This window comes from Natrinema sp. LN54 (assembly GCF_052439245.1).
GTDB classification, from domain to species: domain Archaea; phylum Halobacteriota; class Halobacteria; order Halobacteriales; family Natrialbaceae; genus Natrinema; species Natrinema versiforme_A.
On sequence record NZ_JBQVRP010000001.1, the window covers coordinates 207,641 to 226,381 of the forward strand.

The 18,741-nt window shown below is 64.1% G+C and carries 14 protein-coding genes; 7 read left to right on the top strand and 7 right to left on the bottom strand.

The genetic code is table 11. The features are described from left to right. Positions 1 to 199 precede the first annotated feature (199 nt). Complete coding sequence (locus ACT4ML_RS01045) at positions 200 to 652, top strand: response regulator (protein ID WP_444719198.1); 453 nt, start codon at positions 200 to 202, stop codon at positions 650 to 652. Positions 653 to 699: 47 nt separating this feature from the next. Here the strand turns inward: ACT4ML_RS01045 and ACT4ML_RS01050 are convergent, their stop codons facing one another. The 4 genes from ACT4ML_RS01050 to glpK form a co-directional block, all read right to left on the bottom strand. Continuing rightward, positions 700 to 1,974, bottom strand: coding sequence for an RNA-guided endonuclease InsQ/TnpB family protein (locus tag ACT4ML_RS01050; RefSeq protein ID WP_444719199.1), 1,275 nt, complete (start codon positions 1,972 to 1,974; stop codon positions 700 to 702). Beyond that, positions 1,971 to 2,351, bottom strand: coding sequence for an IS200/IS605 family transposase (gene tnpA, locus ACT4ML_RS01055; protein ID WP_444719200.1), 381 nt, complete (start codon positions 2,349 to 2,351; stop codon positions 1,971 to 1,973). Before tnpA ends, ACT4ML_RS01050 begins: the two co-directional genes overlap by 4 nt. Before the next feature lie 257 nt (positions 2,352 to 2,608). Further along, the gene (locus ACT4ML_RS01060) at positions 2,609 to 3,649 is read right to left on the bottom strand and encodes a hypothetical protein (RefSeq protein WP_444719201.1); all 1,041 of its coding nucleotides are present in this window, start codon (positions 3,647 to 3,649) and stop codon (positions 2,609 to 2,611) included. Between the two features lie 2 nt (positions 3,650 to 3,651). Continuing rightward, entirely contained in the window at positions 3,652 to 5,193 is a 1,542-nt protein-coding gene (gene glpK / locus ACT4ML_RS01065) for a glycerol kinase GlpK (protein WP_444719202.1), read from the bottom strand. Between the two features lie 296 nt (positions 5,194 to 5,489). On the opposite strand from glpK, the gene glpA reads away from it, so the two are divergent. The 5 genes from glpA (at position 5,490) to ACT4ML_RS01090 (ending at position 13,313) form a co-directional block, all read left to right on the top strand. Further along, positions 5,490 to 7,199, top strand: a complete 1,710-nt coding sequence (glpA, locus tag ACT4ML_RS01070; RefSeq protein ID WP_444719203.1) for an anaerobic glycerol-3-phosphate dehydrogenase subunit GlpA — start codon at positions 5,490 to 5,492, stop codon at positions 7,197 to 7,199. Continuing rightward, complete coding sequence (gene glpB / locus ACT4ML_RS01075) at positions 7,200 to 8,504, top strand: glycerol-3-phosphate dehydrogenase subunit GlpB (protein WP_444719204.1); 1,305 nt, start codon at positions 7,200 to 7,202, stop codon at positions 8,502 to 8,504. A gap of 133 nt (positions 8,505 to 8,637) precedes the next feature. Next, positions 8,638 to 9,969 (top strand): anaerobic glycerol-3-phosphate dehydrogenase subunit C, encoded by a 1,332-nt coding sequence (locus ACT4ML_RS01080; protein WP_444719205.1) that lies wholly within the window; start codon positions 8,638 to 8,640, stop codon positions 9,967 to 9,969. After that, positions 9,969 to 11,135, top strand: coding sequence for a Cdc6/Cdc18 family protein (locus ACT4ML_RS01085; protein ID WP_444719206.1), 1,167 nt, complete (start codon positions 9,969 to 9,971; stop codon positions 11,133 to 11,135). Before ACT4ML_RS01080 ends, ACT4ML_RS01085 begins: the two co-directional genes overlap by 1 nt. A 96-nt stretch (positions 11,136 to 11,231) precedes the next feature. Then, complete coding sequence (locus ACT4ML_RS01090) at positions 11,232 to 13,313, top strand: hypothetical protein (protein WP_444719207.1); 2,082 nt, start codon at positions 11,232 to 11,234, stop codon at positions 13,311 to 13,313. A gap of 79 nt (positions 13,314 to 13,392) precedes the next feature. Here ACT4ML_RS01090 and ACT4ML_RS01095 read toward each other — a convergent pair whose 3' ends face one another. From ACT4ML_RS01095 to ACT4ML_RS01105, 3 genes are all read right to left on the bottom strand, one after another. Continuing rightward, the gene (locus tag ACT4ML_RS01095; RefSeq protein WP_006431115.1) at positions 13,393 to 13,527 is read right to left on the bottom strand and encodes a DUF7503 family protein; all 135 of its coding nucleotides are present in this window, start codon (positions 13,525 to 13,527) and stop codon (positions 13,393 to 13,395) included. Positions 13,528 to 13,664: 137 nt separating this feature from the next. Continuing rightward, the gene (locus tag ACT4ML_RS01100) at positions 13,665 to 14,591 is read right to left on the bottom strand and encodes a DUF368 domain-containing protein (protein WP_444719208.1); all 927 of its coding nucleotides are present in this window, start codon (positions 14,589 to 14,591) and stop codon (positions 13,665 to 13,667) included. A gap of 95 nt (positions 14,592 to 14,686) precedes the next feature. Beyond that, a complete protein-coding gene (locus tag ACT4ML_RS01105) occupies positions 14,687 to 17,629 on the bottom strand; it encodes an oligosaccharyl transferase, archaeosortase A system-associated (protein WP_444719209.1) in 2,943 nt (980 codons plus the stop codon). Positions 17,630 to 17,801: 172 nt separating this feature from the next. On the opposite strand from ACT4ML_RS01105, the gene aglG reads away from it, so the two are divergent. Further along, a complete protein-coding gene (gene aglG, locus ACT4ML_RS01110) occupies positions 17,802 to 18,740 on the top strand; it encodes a glucosyl-dolichyl phosphate glucuronosyltransferase (protein WP_444719874.1) in 939 nt (312 codons plus the stop codon). Position 18,741: the final 1 nt, after the last annotated feature.

Sequence of the window (18,741 nt, forward strand, 5' to 3'; positions counted from 1 at the left end):
GCTGTTGAAACGGGTTTCTCTCACGGGGACTCACCACGAGTGCTGAAAGGGACGAGATTGAGCTGCTGAACTCATCCTCTCTATTCAGCAGGCCGTTCCTGACTGATTCTGAGCAGATGACGGAAGCTCGTGGTAACCGTGTGCGAACAGACCGCCTGCAAGCCGAGCGGCTTATCCCTTCTCACTAATTGAGTCGGGTATGGAATGCCGCCCGTCACCCGCGAATGAGGCGCAAATATTACTGATTGAAGACAATCCAGGGGATGTGCGTCTTCTCGAAGAAGCCTTCCGTGACGGCCAGATAAACAACCAGCTGCATACCACTACCGATGGCCAAGCAGCACTGGACTTCATTCATCGCCGAGACGAATACACGGACGCCCCGCGTCCGGACATTGTCTTATTAGACCTCAACTTACCGCGCGTGGATGGAGAGGATGTCCTGCACGAGATCAAACATCATCCCGAACTGGACGATGTTCCCGTCATCGTTCTCTCCGGAATGGACGAAAACATCATCGAATCCCGCGATCTCGACCATGATGCAGACGAAGATGCAGTCATTGAAAAGCCGATCAATCCAGACGGATTTCTCGACGTGGTACGGGAGTTCGCAGATTTCAAACTGTCCATCGTTCGTACTGATCATTGACATCCTCCCCGCGCTAAAGCGCGAGGATTCCTCCGTTGGGGGTTCAGCTACCGACCCACGGAGGCAACTTGCGGGTTCGTGCGCACTTCTTTGGGACTTTCATGAGGGTGTGGTTTCCCCGACCAGTCGTGGTCGTCCCACTCGAATCGCACGGGCCGTGCCATCGGCCTGACTTCGTAATCGCTGTTTTCTCGAAGGAACGTTTCTGACGCCGTGAGGTCGGCGTGCCCCTCGAAGCCACACGAACACGTCAAGGTATCCTCGTGGCGAACCGTCGCGTCGTGGTCGCCACACTCGGGACACGTCTGACTCGTCCACGCTTCCGACTCGACTTCGAGGCTGATGCCGTACTCCTCACAGACGCAAGCGAGACGGTGGATGAACTTCTTGAACGCCCAGAAGTTGTGCGTCTTCTCGTTCGCCCTGACCGACCAGTGCGTTTCCAGTACGTCGGTCAAGTCGCCCACGTACACCGTCGCCACACCCTCGTCGTACAGCCGTTCAACGAGGTCACGCACCAGTGCGTTCTGTGCGTGGTCACGACGCTTCGTCCGCTGTCGGTACAGCCGTTGAATCCGCTTGGAACTGTAGCGTCCTTTGCGGAGTTTCGACTGGAGGCGGGCGATTTCGTCTGTCGTCTCGCGGAACCGTCCGAACAACTCCCGACTGTCGTAGAGGTACTGGTTCCCAGCGGTCGTGGAACAGGCGACGAGATTGTTCGCGCCAACGTCGAGGGCGGCTTCGTGAGAAGCCAGTGGTGAATCCAGTCGAGAATCAGGTACGGTGACTGGTTGGAAAGCCCTGAACGTGTCGCTAACCACGTCGTACTCAAGTTCCAGACGACCCTGTTTGCCGTCCCATTTCGGGTTACCTCGGACTTCGAGGCGGAGTCGTTCGTGGTAGCCGAGTCCGTATTCGTCTTTCAGTTCTTGCCCGACAGGGATTTCGAGACGGCTACGCTTCCCCCACTGAATCGTGTACTGGTTGTTTCGGATGTAGGTACGGAGTTCGCGTCCGTCCTCCTCGTTGCCCCAGTACGACGGTGGGTTGGCGTATTCGCCTTTCTCCTTGAGGGCGAAGAACGACCGCCACGCTTCGCTGTTCTTGCGCGTGACCTGTTGAACGGTCGCGCTACCGACGACACCGTTGTAGCGTCCTCGGTACTCAGAGGTGTCCCACACGTCGCCGTCACCGAAGTGGTTCTGACGACGTTCGTAGGTCAGTTCGTTCCACAGCGAGGCTGAGGCGTCGAGTAGCCGTAGGAGGCACTCTTTGTCGTTCTCGGTCTGTGGAACCACCTCAAAGGTATTGACGCGCTTCATTCGTCGTCACTCTCCTGTTCATCGATGTAGCGTTCGACAGCGCCCATCGAGGCACTACCCGCCGTACCGACGTAGTACGAGCGAGTCCACTTCACGCGATCGTCATAGCGTTGGTTATACTTCCGCGCCGAGATGCCCTTGACCCAGTTGACGATAAGGGACGGGGCGTTCTTCGGTGGACTCCCGATGAACAGGTGTACGTGGTCGGGCATGACCTCGGACTCGGCCAGTTCGAGGTCTTTGTCTTCACAGATTTCCGCGAAGATGGCTTCGAGACGTTCCTTCGTCTTCCCCGTCAGGTGCGAACAGCGATATTTCGGCACGAACACTATGTGGTAGTAGAGTTCGTATTTCGCGTGACGGGTACTCTTTACCATCTATGCATACTATCACAGCCGGTCGGCTTAAAGATTTGTTAGAACCCCGTCAGTGCCATCGTCGGCGGTTGAATACTGTTGGTCGGCTTCATCCCCGCCCTAAAGGGCGAGGCTTTCGCCTCGAATTTTCCGTAAGTCTTTGACCAGTACGTACCGGTCAGGAAAACCATCTCACCAGACACATTTCAATCGCTCCATAATCCAACCCCTTCGACCGGAACTCGGAAAGACGGGATGCAGTTGAAATCCGAATTCGTTCAGAGCCCGAGGTAGCCCGCGTTGGGCAAGAGCCCGGCCAGATACAGGACTCCGAGGACCAACATGAACGCCGCGATGGCCATCGCGGGCGGGTCGACGTGGGTCCCGGAGTGCGAGTAGAACACCCGTTGGCTCACCTCGCCAATGAGGGCGCTGATCGCACCGAACGCGCCGGCGACGAGCAACACGACCGGGTCGCTGCCGACGGCCGACGCCGCGATCACCGCGCCCGTCGATCCCAGCAGCGTGATGTGGTGGGTGACCGGGATCTTCTCGACGCCGAGGTTGAGAAAGAGCAGACTCATCGCCGAGATCGCATAGCCCATGAAGATGCTCCCCGTCTCGAGCCAGATGAAGCCGCCGAGGAGGCCGCCGACGATGCCGATGGCGGTGACGCCGCTCCACTCGTACTGATGTGGCAGCCACGGCTCGGTCGCCAGCCGCCCGGTCTCGGTGCCGCCGTCGGCGGCCACGCGTTTCTCGCCGCGCTCGAACGGCGACATGTCGAGCACGCTCGAGCCACCGACCTTTCCGACGAGCGGGTAGCCGAACGCGATCCGCGCGAGGAAGGCCGTCGCGACGACTGACAGCGCGATGTTATCCGTCGGGAAGCCGACGCCGTTCATCACCTGGGTAATGAGCATTCCCAGCGCGCCGAAAACCGCGCCGACCGCGAGGATGTCGGGTTTGGTCCCGAACGCGTACGCGATCTCCTTCCCGAAGTGGTAGGTCAAGCCGTCGGGAGCCATCTCCGGGTACTTTCGCCCGGCGTAGGCCGTCGCGGCGACCCCGCCGGCGAAGGCGATGTGGGGGCCGGTGACCGCGCCGAAGCCGATCACGCCGGTGATGTCGGTCGCGAGATCCCCCTCGAGGACGCCCAGTCCTTCACCGAGGAAGACGACGAACCCCGTGAAGACGAACGAGGGCAGCGCGCCCAGCGCCGCGCCGAACGCGCCGCCGGCGAGGGCGGCGATCAGCAGGACGGCGAACGCTTCGAACTCCATCCCGATGACGGGAACCTGTAGGAGCGTCCCGAACATGATTACTCCTCACCGTCCCGCGCCCAGTCGCGCGATCGTTCGACGGCCTCGCTCCAACGGCCGTACCGCTTGTCCGCCGTCTCGGGGGCCATCTTCGGCTCGAACTCCGCGTCGACCTGCCAGTTGCTCCGCAACTCGTCGGGATCGCTCCAGTACCCGACGGCGAGGCCGGCCGCGTAGGCCGACCCCAGCGCCGTCGTCTCGTCGACGACGGGGCGGACGATCTCCGAGCCGATGATGTCCGACTGGAGCTGACAGAGGAAGTTGTTCTTGACCGCGCCGCCGTCGACTTTCAGCGAGCGCATCTCGATGCCGGAATCGGCCTCCATCGCCTCCGCCACGTCCCGGGTCTGGTAGGCGATCGACTCGAGGGTCGCGCGGACGACGTGTTCCTTCCGGGTGCCGCGGGTCATCCCGACGATGGTGCCGCGAGCGCGCTGGTCCCAGTGGGGCGCACCGAGTCCGGTGAAGGCGGGGACGACGTAGACGCCGTCGGTCGAGTCGACGCTGCGGGCCAGTTCCGCCGTCTGGGCGGGGTTGTCGATCAGCGACATGTCCTCGAGCCACTCGATCGCCGCGCCGGTGATGAAGATCGAGCCCTCGAGGGCGTACTGGACCTCCTCGCCCGAGCGCTGGAAGCCGATGGTCGTCAGGAGGCCGTGGTCGGATTCGACGGCCTCGCTGCCGGTGTTCATCAGGAAGAACGAGCCGGTGCCGTAGGTGTTCTTCGCGTCGCCGGCATCGAAACAGGTCTGGCCGAACAGGGCGGCCTGCTGGTCGCCCAGCGCGCCCGCGACGGGCACCTCGGCCTCGAGGAAGCCCTCGGGATCGGTCGTCCCGTAGGTCTCGTCGTCGCTCGAGGGACGGACCTCGGGGAGCATCTCTCTGGGGACGTCGAACTCGGCGAGGAGGTCGTCGTCCCACTCGAGGTCGTGGATGTTGTAGAGCATCGTCCGCGAGGCGTTCGTGACCTCGGTGATGTGCTCGCCCGTGAGGTTGTAGATCAGCCACGAGTCGATGGTGCCGAACAGCACCTCGCCTTTCTCCGCGCGGTCGCGGATGTCCTCGGGCCGGGAGCGCTCGAGTTTGATCGGATCGGCGTTGTCGAGCAGCCACTCGGCTTTCGTCGCCGAGAAGTAGGCGTCGGCCTCGAGACCCGTTTTCTCGCGGATCGTCTCGACGAGGTCGTCTTCCTCGAGTTGTTCGACGCGGTCGGTGGTCCGCCGGTCCTGCCAGACGATGGCGTTGTGGACCGGCCGCCCGGAGTCGGCGTCCCACAGGAGCGTCGTCTCGCGCTGGTTGGTCACGCCGATGGCCTCGAGTTGGTCGGGGCTGATCCCCGCCTGCCCGAGCGCCTGTCGGATGACGTCTTTGGTGTTCTCCCAGATCTCAATCGGGTCGTGCTCGACCCAGCCGGGTTCCGGGTAGATCTGTTCGTGCTTCTCGTAGGCGTTCGCGACGACCTGCCCCTCGTGATCGAACACGATGAAGCGGGTGCCTGTCGTTCCCTGGTCTACCGCACCGACGTAGGTATTGGCTGTCATTGGTGGTCACCCAAACGTCCACGCGCCATCTTTACCGACGACGCTGTGATACTGGTAAACAAGTTTGACGATCATTATAAATGTTATCGAATCCATAAGGGAGATGGTATAACTTCGATAGAATAATCGGGCGTTTCAGGCGCGCTATTCGCAGGTCTCCGGAGAAATCCGATACGTGAGCGATCCTCCCGAGACACAGAACCTGAGCGAAATATTCGATAGCGACCGATTGGTATGGGCGCTTTCTCTCCGTCGATAAAATAAAGGTGCGGGTGGCCGTAGCAGTCAGTGACAGAATGGCACGCGATACTGCGGTCCTCGTCCTCGGCGGTGGCTCGACCGGGTGTGGCATCGCCCGTGATCTGGCGATGCGCGGTCTCGAGGTCACGCTCGTCGAGCGGGGCAACCTCACCGACGGGACGACCGGGCGGATGCACGGCCTGCTCCACAGCGGCGGCCGCTACGCCGTCTCCGATCAGGCCAGCGCGACGGAGTGTATCGAGGAAAACGAGATCCTCCGGGAGATCGCCGGCCACTGCGTCGAGAAGACCGGCGGGTTGTTCGTCCAGCGACCCGAGGACTCGGACGACTACTTTCGGGAGAAACTCGAGGGCTGTCGCGAGTGCGGGATCCCCGCCCGCGTGCTCTCGGGGTCGGAAGCCCGCGAGGTCGAACCCTACCTCGCGGACGATGTCAAACGAGCGATCGAGGTCCCCGACGGCGCGGTCGATCCGTTCCGGCTCTGCGTGGCGAACGCGATCGACGCCGAGAACCACGGAGCACGCGTCGAGACCCACGCCGAAGTGATCGACCTGCTGCGCGACGGCGACGACATCTACGGGGTCGAGGTGCGCCACGACTCGGGACCGGGCAAGCGCACGCACGCCACCCCCGGAACCACGGAGGAGATCACCGCCGACTACGTCGTCAACGCGACGGGCGCGTGGGCGGGTCAGATCGGCGCGATGGCCGACCTCGAGATCGAGGTCCGGCCCTCGAAGGGCGTGATGACGATCATGAACGTCCGGCAGGTCGACACCGTGATCAACCGCTGCCGGCCGAAAGGTGACGCCGACATCGTCGTCCCCCACGAGACGACGGCCATCCTCGGGACGACCGACGAGGAGGTCTCGGACCCGGACGACTACCCCGAGGCGGGATGGGAGGTCGACCAGATGATCGATACGCTCTCGGAACTGGTGCCGATCCTCTCGGAAGCGCGAACCATCCGCTCGTTCTGGGGCGTGCGCCCGCTGTACGAGCCGCCGGGAACCGGCACGCAGGACCCGACCGACATCACGCGGGACTTCTTCCTGCTCGATCACGCCGACCGCGACGGCGTCTCGGGGATGTCCAGCATCGTCGGCGGCAAGTTCACCACCTACCGGGCGATGGCCGAGGAAATCTCGGACCACGTCTGCGAGCAGTTGGGCGTGAACGCGACCTGCGCGACCGCCGACGAGCCCCTTCCCGGCAGCGAGAATATCGAACGGCTCGAGGCCGGGATGGACGACTTCGGGCTGCGCTCGCCGGTGGCCCGCCGGAGCAAGCAGCGACTCGGCAGTCGGGCGAGCGACGTGCTCGAGACCGAGGAGCCGAATCCGGTGATCTGCCAGTGTGAGGGGGTGACTCGGGCGGAGATCCGAGATGCCGTCTCGCAGTCCGGGTCGGACCTGAACGCGGTCCGCATCCGCACGCGGGCCTCGATGGGGAACTGTCAGGGCGGCTTTTGCTGTCAGAACATGGCGAACGAACTCCACCCGACACACGACGAAGAGACCGCCCGCGAGGCGCTGGACGAACTCTTTCAGGAGCGCTGGAAGGGCGAGCGCCACGCCCTGTGGGGCGAACAGCTCTCGCAGGCGATGCTCAACTACGCGCTGCACGCGACGACGATGAACCGGGATCGCGACCCCGCGAGCGCGAGCGAGAACGTCGATTTCGCGGCCTTCGACGGCGGCCGAACCGAGGGGGACCGGGTCGACGGCCCCCGGGGGGCCCGCTGAATGGCCATCGAGGACGACGTCCTCGTCATCGGCGGCGGCCTCGCCGGCGCGACCGCCGCGCTCGCAGCCGCGGACCGGGGCGCGCAGGTGCGACTCGTCTCGGCCAAACAGAGCACGCTCCGCCACGCCAGCGGACTGATCGACGTGCTGGGATACGCGCCGGCGGGCGACGGCCCGCTCGCGGACCCGTTCGCGGCGCTCGAGGACCTGCCGGCCGGCCACCCCTACGAGCGAGTGGGCGGCGAGGCGGTCCGCGACGCCCTCGCCTTCTTCGACGAGATCGCCGGCGACGCCTACGAGGGGGGTCACACGGACGCGAACGCGCTCGTGCCGACCCACGGCGGCACGGTCAAACCGACCGCCAGATACCCGGTCTCGACCGCCGACGGCCTCGCGAGCGACGACCGCGACGCGCTGCTCGTCGGCTTCGAGACCTTGCCGGACTTCGACGCGCCGCTTTCGGCCGCTCACCTCGAGGCCGCCGGCGCGCCCTTCGAGGCCCGCGGCGTCACGGTGCGGTTCCCCGGGATCGTCCGTGACGACGCGAAGATCACGCGGTACGCCCACCTGCTCGATCAGCCCGAAACGGTTCAAACTGATCGCGGTGAGACCACCGCTCGCGAAGCCCTCGCTGCGGTCGTCGAGCCATACCTCGAGGGCGAATCCCGCGTCGGCTTCCCCGCCGTCCTCGGCGACGACCACACCGACGCGGTCAGGGCCGAACTCGGGGAGCGACTCGGCGTCGACGTCTTCGAGGTCCCGATGGGGCCGCCGAGCCTGCCCGGGATGCGACTCGAGGACCTGCTCTACGACGCGCTCGAGGAGCGGGGCGTCCGCGTGACGACCGGGGTTCCGGTGGTCGACTACGAGACCGACGCGGACGGGGCGAACGCGGACGAACCCGCGCGGATCGATCACGTCATCGTCGACCGCAACGGGACCGAGATTCCCCACCGGGCCGACCAGTACGTGCTTGCAACCGGCGGGCTGGTCGGCAAAGGGGTCGAATCGGAGCGCAAACGGGTGTTCGAACCGATCTTCGACTGCCACGTTCCCCACGCCGCGGACCGCTACGACTGGTTCGTCGACGACGTCTTCGGCGACCAGCCCTACGCGCGCTTTGGCCTGCCGGTCGACCGCGACCTCCGGCCGCTCGACGCCGACGACGGCCTCGAGTTCCCGAACCTGCGCGGAGCGGGCGCGGTGCTGGGCGGCTACGACTTCGCGGCCGAGAAATCCGGTGCCGGCGTCTCGCTCGCGACGGGCTACGTCGCAGGCCGCCGCGCCGCGGAGGAGAAACGATGACCGGCGGAGACGGCGTGGACGACTCGAGGCGGAGCGTCAGTAACGGACTCGAACGACGACGGGCGGGCGAACGGACCCGCTCGATCGATGCGATCGACGGCGGACACGGTAGACAATCGATTCAGGTGATACGATGAGTGACGCAGAACGGCCGACCGACGATGGGGTAACGGGAGACGACGACTTCGAGCCGATTCAGGTCTTTCCGGAGGCCGAGGAGATGGACCTCCGGCCGGGCGCGGACGACTGTTACAAGTGCTCGACCTGCGACACCAACTGTCCGGTCGCCGAGGTCGACGACGAGTTCCCCGGACCGAAGTTCCAGGGGCCCGAGCAGTGGCGGCTCAAGCGACAGGAGGATCAGGACATCGACGACTCGGTGATGAAGTGCTCGAACTGTATGCGCTGTGACAGCGCCTGCCCCTCCGACGTGCCGCTCTCGCAGATGCACAACACCGCGCGCGGCGAGTACGTCGAAGAGCAGATGGACAAGTTCTCCCGGGAGTACGTCCGCAACCGAATCCTCGCGAACTACCGGCGGCTCGCCCCGCTCGGGTCGATGTTCCCCCGGATGACGAACTTCGTGATGGGCCTCTCCGCGACGCAGTGGCTCGGCGAGAAACTCCTCGGGATCACGAGCGAGCGCGAACTCCCCGAGTTCGCGACGGAGACGTTCCGCGAGTGGTGGACGAAGCGAGGCGGCGCGCAGGTGACGGACCCGGACAAGCGCATCGCCTACTTCCACGGCTGCTACGCCAACTACAACACGCCCGAAGTCGCGAAGGCGCTCGTGCGGGTCTACGAGCACCTCGGCTACGAGATCATGGTTCCCGACCAGCACTGCTCGGGGACCCCGATGTTCGCAAACGGAATGCTCGAGGACGCGCGTCGCTCGGCCGAGACCAACGTGCGCGAACTCGCCGCCGCGCTCGAGGACGGCGCGGACATCGTCGCCTCCTGTAGTTCGTGTTCGATGTCGCTGCGGCAGGAGTACCCCGAACTGTTCGACTTCGAGGGGACCGAGGACGTCGCCGAGAACACGTGGGACGCCGTCGAGTACCTCCGGGTCCACGAGGACCTCGCGTCCGAACTCGAGGGGACCTCGGTCGGCGACGAGTTCGACGACTTCGCCTACCACGCGCCGTGTCACGCTCGGAACCAGGGCCTCGACGGGCAGACGCTCGAAGTGTTGGCCCACATCGACGGCGTCGAAGCCCACGATGTCGGCGACTCCTGTTCGGGGATTTCCGGCACGTACGGCTGGAAAGCTGAGAATTACGAAACCTCCATGAAAATCGGGGAAGAAATGGTCGATCACATGGAAGACGCGGACGCCGAGACGGGGCTCACGGAGTGTCCGACCTGCTCGATGCAGATGGAACACGGCACCGGCTACGAGATCACACACACCCTCGAGGTGCTCGAGGCGGCGCTGGTCGGGGCGACGGGGGCGAACGCGCAGTAATGGACTTACAGGAGCGCATCGCTCGCCGCCGATCGGCGCGACAGGGCCGGCGCGTCGTCGTCGACCGCGACCAGCTTAGCCCCGCCGTCCACCGGCCAGAACCGGTCGGTCGCGGCCCCGTGTTAGAGCAGTTACTCGACGCCCTCGAGCCGGTCTTCGAGGGCGAGTTACCGCCGCCGGTCGCGGTGGTCGGTCCCTCGGGATCGGGCACGTCGGCCGTCGTCACCGCACTGTTCGATGCATTGAACGACCAGTTCGGCGGCTCGAACCGGGCGATCGCCACGACGACGCGGGGTGGCAGCACCGACCCGACCACGTGGTTCGTCACCGTCGACGGCCGGCGGGTCGAGAGTCCGTTCGCGTTCTACCGGGCCGTGCTCTCGGGTATCTCGAGCGATCGGGTTCCCGAGAGCGGCGTCGGCACCGACGACCTGCGCGAGCGTCTCTGTGACGGCCTCGGGCGGCCCGACCGGCGCGCGATCGTCGCGATCGACCACCACGACGAACCCGAGACGCTCGGCGTCGAGCGGGTCCGGGAACTGCTCGCGCCGGTCGCGGACAGCACCGCCACCGTCGCGGTCGGCCATCGGGAGCCCGACGACCACTCGGGGCCAGCCGTCACCGTGCCGGCCTACCGCGATCACGAACTCGTCGACGTGGTGACCGACCGCGCCTCGACGGGGCTCGCGGCGGGCGCGCTCGATCACGACGCCGTTCGCGACCTCGCCGCGTGGGCGGACGGGAACGCCCACGACGCGCTCGCGGCCCTGTTCGGCGCCGCCGTGCTCGCGAGCGAGGACGACGCCGAGCGGATCGAACCCCGTCACCTCGAGACGGCGCGGGCGGACGTACCCGACGACGGCGTCCACGTCGGTCGCCCGCTCGCGCTCTCGGAGACCCGCCAGCAGGTGCTGCTGGCGCTCGTCGAGATCGAATCGACCGACCGACCGATTCGCGAGGTCGCGACCGCGATCGCCGATCGGTCGTCGCTGACCGACGGAACGGTCAAGCGATTCCTCTACGAACTCGCCGATCGCGGGGTCATCGAACGGCTGCCCCTCTCGACCGCCGACGCCGGTAGCGGTCGACGACCGAGTACGGTCGAGCCGCGGTTCCCGACGATCGCGTTTCGGTCGCTGAGCCCGATCGGGTCGCAGTCGCTGTAAGCGGCCCCTATCCGCGAACGGTGTGTCTCCTCGTCGACTCCTCAGTGGATGGACAATCTATTTTGTCGGCCCCCACTAACAGTAGTGTTACTGGGTATGACGATCGAGTTCACTGAGACGGCGGACACGACGGGCCTCGAGGTACACGACTCGATCGAACAACGCCGTCTCCATATCGGGACGCCATCGACGGTCTCGCCGACCGTACTCGAACCCGACCGATTCTGCTTTCCGATCGACAAGCAGTGTGCGATCGAGACGGACGCGCTCGTCTTCGATCAGTTGTACTCCGTCACCGTCCACGACAGCGACGGGCAAACGGAAGCGAGCCTCGACGCCGGGGAGACGGTCCGACTTGAGGAGCGGACCCAGTTCGTCGGGCTGAGCGGACCGATCAGACTGTACTGTCGGATCGACGCCGCCGGCACCATCGATATCGGGCTCACGTCGATCCGGATCGCGTTCGACGAACCGACCGAAATCGAACTCGGTGCCCGGTCGCCCCACGATCGACCGGCGGCGACGATCACGACGTCTCCCGACGTCGAATCGATGATGGAAGCCGTTTCGGCGCTTCCGTCCGCGCTGAAGACGACCTCGCCCGAGCGGACGTGGCCGACGCTGCGCGGCCATCCGCCGCTGATCGAACTCGGCGACCGGCTCCGGATTCCGGACGCCGTCGACCGACCGGACGACGATGACGACGTGATCCTCACCGTCCCGCCGGACCGCAGCGCCCTCTATCAGGCCGCCCCGCTGGGATTCTTCCTCGGGGCGACGATTCGACCGGGCCGAGAGCCAACCCTCGAGACGCCGCGGTTCGAACACCCCCTGACGGCCGAGCGGTCGTTCGAAGACGCGGTCGCCAGACTGCTGAAGCGGTTCTTCTTTCTCGACTGTCTGACGCGAACCGAGGGAATCTACCGGTACGAACTCCACGAACGGCGACTGCTCGAGGACGAGCTACCCTACGATCTCGCGGAGATTTACGAGGCCGACCTGCCGGAACGGCTCGATCGGTATCTCGACGTTCCCTACGAGCGAGTCGCGTCGCACATGCCGCGCTGGCCGCTGACGGCGCACGTGCCGGCGGATCCGGACACCATCGAGCTGTTGCCGTTCATCGTCAACGAACTCGGCGTCGTCCGCGACGTGCGCGGCGAACCGCCCGAAGCGATCCCCGACTCCGGCGGCGCGGCGGGGCTCGTCCGTTCCGCGAGTCAGACCCGCGACTCGTCGCCGACGCCGCGGCCCGACCGGTCGTTCGTCGTTCCCGACATCACGGACGAATCCGTCGAACACGCCTGGTTCGGCGACGACATCCCCCAGCTGGCCTCGAAAGCGACGCTCGAGGCGTACCGAAATCAACTCGAGCGCGACGCCAGAAACGAGTCGATCGAGATCCTGCTCGTCTGTAACGACGCGCGGATGATCAGCGAACACGACGCGCTCGATAACGTCTACGGGAACCGAGAGGCCCTGCCGTTCGAAATCCACTCGGAGTTCGGTGTCGATACGGACCGCCTCGCCGACCTGCTTACCGAAGGTAGCTACGACTTCTTCCACTACATCGGTCACGCGACCGAGGACGGCATCCGCTGTCCCGACGGCGAACTCGACGTGCGCTCGCTCTCGTCGGTCGATCTGGGTGTCTTTTTCCTGAACGCCTGCCGCTCGTACGAACAGGGACTCGCGCTCACCCGCCAGGGTGCGTTCGGCGGCGTCAGTACGTACGCAGACGTCGTCAACGACCGGGCCGTCGAGGCCGGTGAGACCATGGCCCGGTTGCTCAACTGGGGATTCCCGCTCCGGGCCGCACTCGAGATCGCTCGCACGAACTCGTCGCTCGGGGAGCAGTATCTCATCGTCGGCGACGGCTCGGCGGATATCGCACAGTCCGAGGGCGGTGCTCCCATGGTCGTGGACCTCGAACGCGGCGACGACGGCCCGTTCGACTTCGCCGTCCAGTCGTATTCGACCAAGGAGTTCAAACTGGGAACGGCGACGGAATCGACGCTTCCGACGATCGCGGACCGTCACCTGAGCCCCGGGCGAACGTCGTTCTCGAGGGTCGACAGGGATGCCGTTCAAGAGTATCTCACTTGGAACGAGGTTCCGATTCGAGTCGACAGCGAACTGCAGTGGAACGATGGCATCGGCTCACCGATCTTCGATTGATCGATCCGATAGAATAGGAACAGAACCGGTACCGCCTCGTTCGCTCCGCGGACGCCTTCTTGCGGAACTATCAACCTGATTACGGGCCGATTTGGGACGAACTGCCCGCCACAACCGATCCGGCCTGACTGAGCAGGACGAACAGAGTGAACAGGGCGCCGATCATTCGTGGGTGCTGTGCGAGGTAGTCCTTCATGCGGTCTGATGCGGACATTACACACCGATGGTTGTCGCCACCGGAAATAAATTTATCTAATATTTACATATAGGATGTTTTATAATCGAACGATGGTGGGGACTAGCGCGACAGTCTCGAACAGCACCGCGTTCTCGCCGCGATCGATCGAGTGGTCAGTATTCGATATCCGTCGTATACCGATCGACGACCACCACGACGCCGGCACCGAGTATGCCCGCGACGACGGTGGCCGCGGGACGCTCCGCAGGTGCCGCGCCAAGATTGGTCGCGACCTCGACGATCGGGAGCCGAAGCGCCCCGACCATCAAACTCACGAGAAATGCGAGCGTCGCAGTCCGATAGCGCTCGAGGGCGCGTCGAACGGCGTGTGCCATCGTGAACAGCCCGACGATCGCCCCGAGCGCGAAGAGCGCGACGACCGTTCCGGTCTCGAGGACCGGGGCGAGCCCGTCGCCGTCCAGCAGGCCGAGTAGTCCGTCGATGAGCGCGCTCACCGTCCCAGTCATGTACTCGTACTGGCCGAGTATCAGCAGGAAGAGCGATCCCGAGACGCCGGGGAGTATCATCGCACAGACGGCGACTGCACCCGCCAGAACGACCATTGCCGGTCCGTGCGAGACGCCGGCCTGCGTGATGCCCGTCACCGCAGCGGCGAGCCCGATTCCCGCGACCGAGACGGCCACGCGGCGACCGGTCCAGCGCTCGATTTCGCCGTAGAGGACGACCGCCGATGCGGCGATCAGCCCGAAGAAAAAGCCGTAGGTCGGGACCGGATACTCGGTCACCGCGGTGTACAGCAGTTCCGACAGGACGACGATCGCCGTCCCGATTCCCAGTCCCAGTGCCAGCAGAAACCGTGCGTCGATCCGCTCGAGTTCCGCGCGGAGCGCCGCTCGCTCCGCCGGATCGGAGACGCGCACCGCCGACCGGAACGCGCGCGGGTCGATCGCCGTGATCGCTCGGATCAACCGATCGTAGATGCCGAGGATCAGCGCGATCGTGGCTCCCGATACCCCGGGGACGACGTCCGCCGACCCCATCGAGAACCCCTTGAGATACACGACGAGAAACTCCCGCATTCCTCGAGACGTATTTCGGATCCCATCAAAAGACTTCTCACTTCGTTCGTCTCCCGAAGACGACCGCGTGACTCGAGCGGCGACGAGTCAGTTCGTCAGGGTAAGTGAGCCGGCTCAGCCGCGACCGACGTGAGCGACTCGCTGGTTCCGTTATCGGCCGTTCCGTCGTCGGTCGATCCGGAGTCGCCGGATGCGGTTTCGCTTTCGTTGCCGGTCGACTCGTTACCGTCGGTCTCGTTCCCCGCCGGTTCCTCGGACTCGACTTCCTCGAAGGCGACATCGTCGATCGTCTCGCCGTTCACGACCGCCGTTTCGGGAACGTCGGTCTGTCCTCTGTACTGGACGGCGGGGAAGCCCTGCTCGCCGGGCGCGATGACGCTGACGTTGTAGTCGCCGGTGGCCTCGACACTGCTGTTCGTGTAGCCGTCGTCGACGCTGAGTTCGTCGTTCGTCGCGTACGGCACCGTCAGTTCGAAGCTGCCGTCGTCGGCCACGTCGGCTTGCTGGGTGTAGTTGAACGTCCGTTCATCTCCCGTCTCGAGTTCTACTGACGCTGCGATCGTCGCGTTAGCAGTGTCGGAGACGTTCACGCCCTCGAGATCGCCAGCGATCGTTGCGCCCTCGACGCGTTCGAACGTCTTCACGGCGGCCGAACGCTTCGCATCGAAGACCTGGTAGTTCGGGTGATTCTGGAGCTGCGCCGCTTGCGACTGGGGCATCTGCTGGTTTACGGCGACGGCGGGTCGACCCTGCCCGGCCGGAACGCGTTCGTTGTCCTCGTTGAGGTGGATAACCTGCCCGTTGTTGTCGACTTGCGCGTAGCTGACGAAGAGCGGTGATCCGACATCGGCGTTCTCGTGGACGAGCCGGTAGTTCTCCATCCCGTTGGTGTCGTCGAAGTACAACTGCGACAACATCGTGTCCTCGTACGGCAGATCGCCGAAGACCTGACTGATCTCGGACGAGTTGATCGGTTGGCCGTTGTAGTCCTCGGGTGTCACGTAATGGGAGTAGTCCGGTCCGGACCACTGCGTAATCGCACCGAACTTTCCGCCGGCCATCTGGTAATCGACCATCACGTACCGGATCGGTTCCTCGGAGTTACTCTCCGTCGCTGCCTGCCGAAGCTCCTCGTTGGATTGGTTGCTGACCGATTCGCCTGCAGCGATCGCATCGAGGATCAGTTCTCCCCGTTGCTCGGACTCGGCGGTCAGGAACGCCGACGACGATCGCGCGTTCTGCTGGAACGGATTCGAGTGTGGAATCCGCTCGCCCTGCGTCGTTATCAGGTGGCCGTAGTCCCACCACGACATGACGCCGTACGCGCCGTCGGGATACTCGTAGTCACCGTCCCCGGGAGTGTACGTCCCGTAATAGTCGAGTTCGCTGGCGTTGTTCGCACCGCCGTAGTTCCCCGGCGCGGGCGTGTTGTCCTGTAGCCACTGGTTCGAATCCTCCCAGATGACCGCGCTACCGCCCGGTTGAGCGCCCTCGGCGCTGTCCCAAGCGGTCGCCGACGCCAGCGGCGGCAGCAGCGGTGCGAACAGGAGCAAGACGACCAGCGCGACGACGATGACCTGATAGGTCTCGATCGATCGGATCGACTCGAGGCTCGTCGTGAGATCGATGTCGAAAAGCCCGACGACCTCCGCGACGAACGCGGCGTTGACGATCGCGACCGCGAGCATGAGGTAGTACGAGAAGCGGACCTGCGTCGCCGCCATGCTGATCAGGAACAGCGACCAGACGATGACGAGCGTGTGTTCGGCACGGAGCTTCCGACCGAGGAGCGGCCGGATCGCGAGGAACGCGAGTCCGATGAGCATCGTGTAGAACGCGGACCCGAACTCTCGGAAGACGCTGTTGAAGAAGTCCTCCGGCGGCTGGGCCTCCTGAATGGTGAGGTCAGTGGTCGCCCCGCCGAACGGTAACATTCGGCGCGTCGCGTTACCGATGATCGTATCGAACAGACCGGGAAGGGCGAGCCACATCACCAGCAGCGTCGCACCGATGAGGCCGCCGATCGCGACGGGATAATACCGTCGCTCGAGGCCGCGGTTGTTCCACTGACGGGCGAGCCACGCCATGAAGACACAGCCGACGGCCACGAGGAGGGCGGTAAGCGGCTGGAGGAGTCCGAAGCTCGTCGAACTCGTGCTACCGGGGTGCTCCATCAGGAGCACCGTCAGAATCGCGGTCACACCGAGGCTGACCGCGCCCACGAAGGCGACGTGGTCCGGCGAGACGCCGCGCAGGTAGTCGAGACAGAGTTGGATGGTAAAGAAGACACCGAGAATACCGATCAGCAACACGGCCGACGGCCAGACCCAGATGTAAAGCGTAAGTGCGAGTCCGGCGAGGCCACTGTAGAGGGCCGGCGTTCGGAGCGTGTCCCAGTCCCTGTCGACGACCAGTTCGTAGATCGGTTTCTCGCGTTCGGCAGCGGTGAGCGCGACCATCATCGAGAGGATCGCGATCGCCATGAACAGGACCTCGCCGACGTGGTGGTCGAGTTGGCCGACCGTCGACCGCGAGAGGAACTGCCCCTTCGCGAGCGCGAGGACGAGCACGGAGACGATGCCGCCGAGCGTGCCGCCGAGCCGCCGACCGGCGTAGAAGACGGGAATCGCCACGAGTGCGGCCATGACCGGAATCGCGAGCAGCGAGACCGTATACAGCGTCTCGGCCGACGGATCGCCGAGTCCGACGATCATCGCCGCGGTGACGATGAGTTGGTCGAACAGCGTGCCGAACTGACCGACGTAATTTCCGGTCGGGAACCCGGTCCAGACCTCGTAAGGCATCGTCTGCGGGAAGTTCTCTGCCGTCCAGTTGATCGTCCGCCAGTGATACCACGAGTCGATGCCCGCCAGCGCGGGCGTTCCGTCATCCGTTACGAACTGCTCGTACGCCTGGGTTCGCAACCAGACCATAAACAGCATCACGGCCCCGAGAACGGGGAGGTGATACCAGTCTCGGAACGACTCGAGGAGGGACGTTTCGGTTCCGTCCTCGACGCGTTCTGTGTCGGTACTCATTAGCTTGCACCAGACCCAAGCCAAGAATAAGTCTTGTTATATACTCGTCAGTGTTTGATATCCGGTCGTCGAACGCGGCCGATTCGCGGACTCTCAGGGATCCGTGATCGTCGCGCCAACGGACTCGTGTGAACGAAAAAGCTTATTCAGGCCTCACCGAAATCCGTCTCCGATGAAGGTCTCCGTCGTTATCTGTACCTACGCGATGGAACGCTACGATGTCTTTTCGGAGTGCGTCGATAGCGTCCTCGCACAGACGTACGACCCGCTCGAGGTCGTGATCGTCGTCGACGGCAACGAACCGGTCTTCGAACGCGTCCGAGACGACTATGGTGGCCTCGACGACGTCATCCTCCACTGTAACGACGAGAATCACGGGATCTCGTACAGTCGAACACGCGGCGCTGAGATCGCGACCGGAGACGTGGTCGCGTTTATCGATGACGACGCCGTCGCCGAGGACGATTGGGTAGCCGAACTGGCTCGAGTCTACGACGAAACGGATGCGATCGCGGTCGGTGGCGACGTCGTGCCCGATTGGGTGACCGAGAAACCCGATTTCTTTCCAGCGGAATTCTACTGGCTCGTCGGCTGTGTAGAGCCCGGGTTCGCCGAAGACGGAGAAGAGGTCCGAAACACGTACGGATCGAACATCTCGTATCGCCGGTCGGTATTCTTGGCAGTCGGCGGCTACGATCCCAACACAGGAAGGAAAGGGGACCAACACCTACAGGCCCACGAGGCGCCGGTCGGTATCCGGTTATTAGAGCAATACGGCAAAGGGATGATTTTCACCGAGGACGCGGTTGTCCATCACAAGTTATTTGACTACCGTGGTGACTTTCAGTGGCTCGTATTCCGCTCGTTCTGGCAAGGGTACTCGAAACGGATAATGGATCTCCTCTATCCGAACGCTCCCGATGACAAGGGCGACTACTTGAAGCAGTTGCTAACACACTTCATTCCGAGGCGAATGCGAGGGTTGGTCCGCTCACCATCGACATTCGGTGCAAAGCAACTGATATCGATTGTTCTCTTCACGGGTGCTGTTGGGTTGGGTTACCTATACGCAATGCTAACACCGAATCTCATCGAGAAGGCGAACGCGTAGC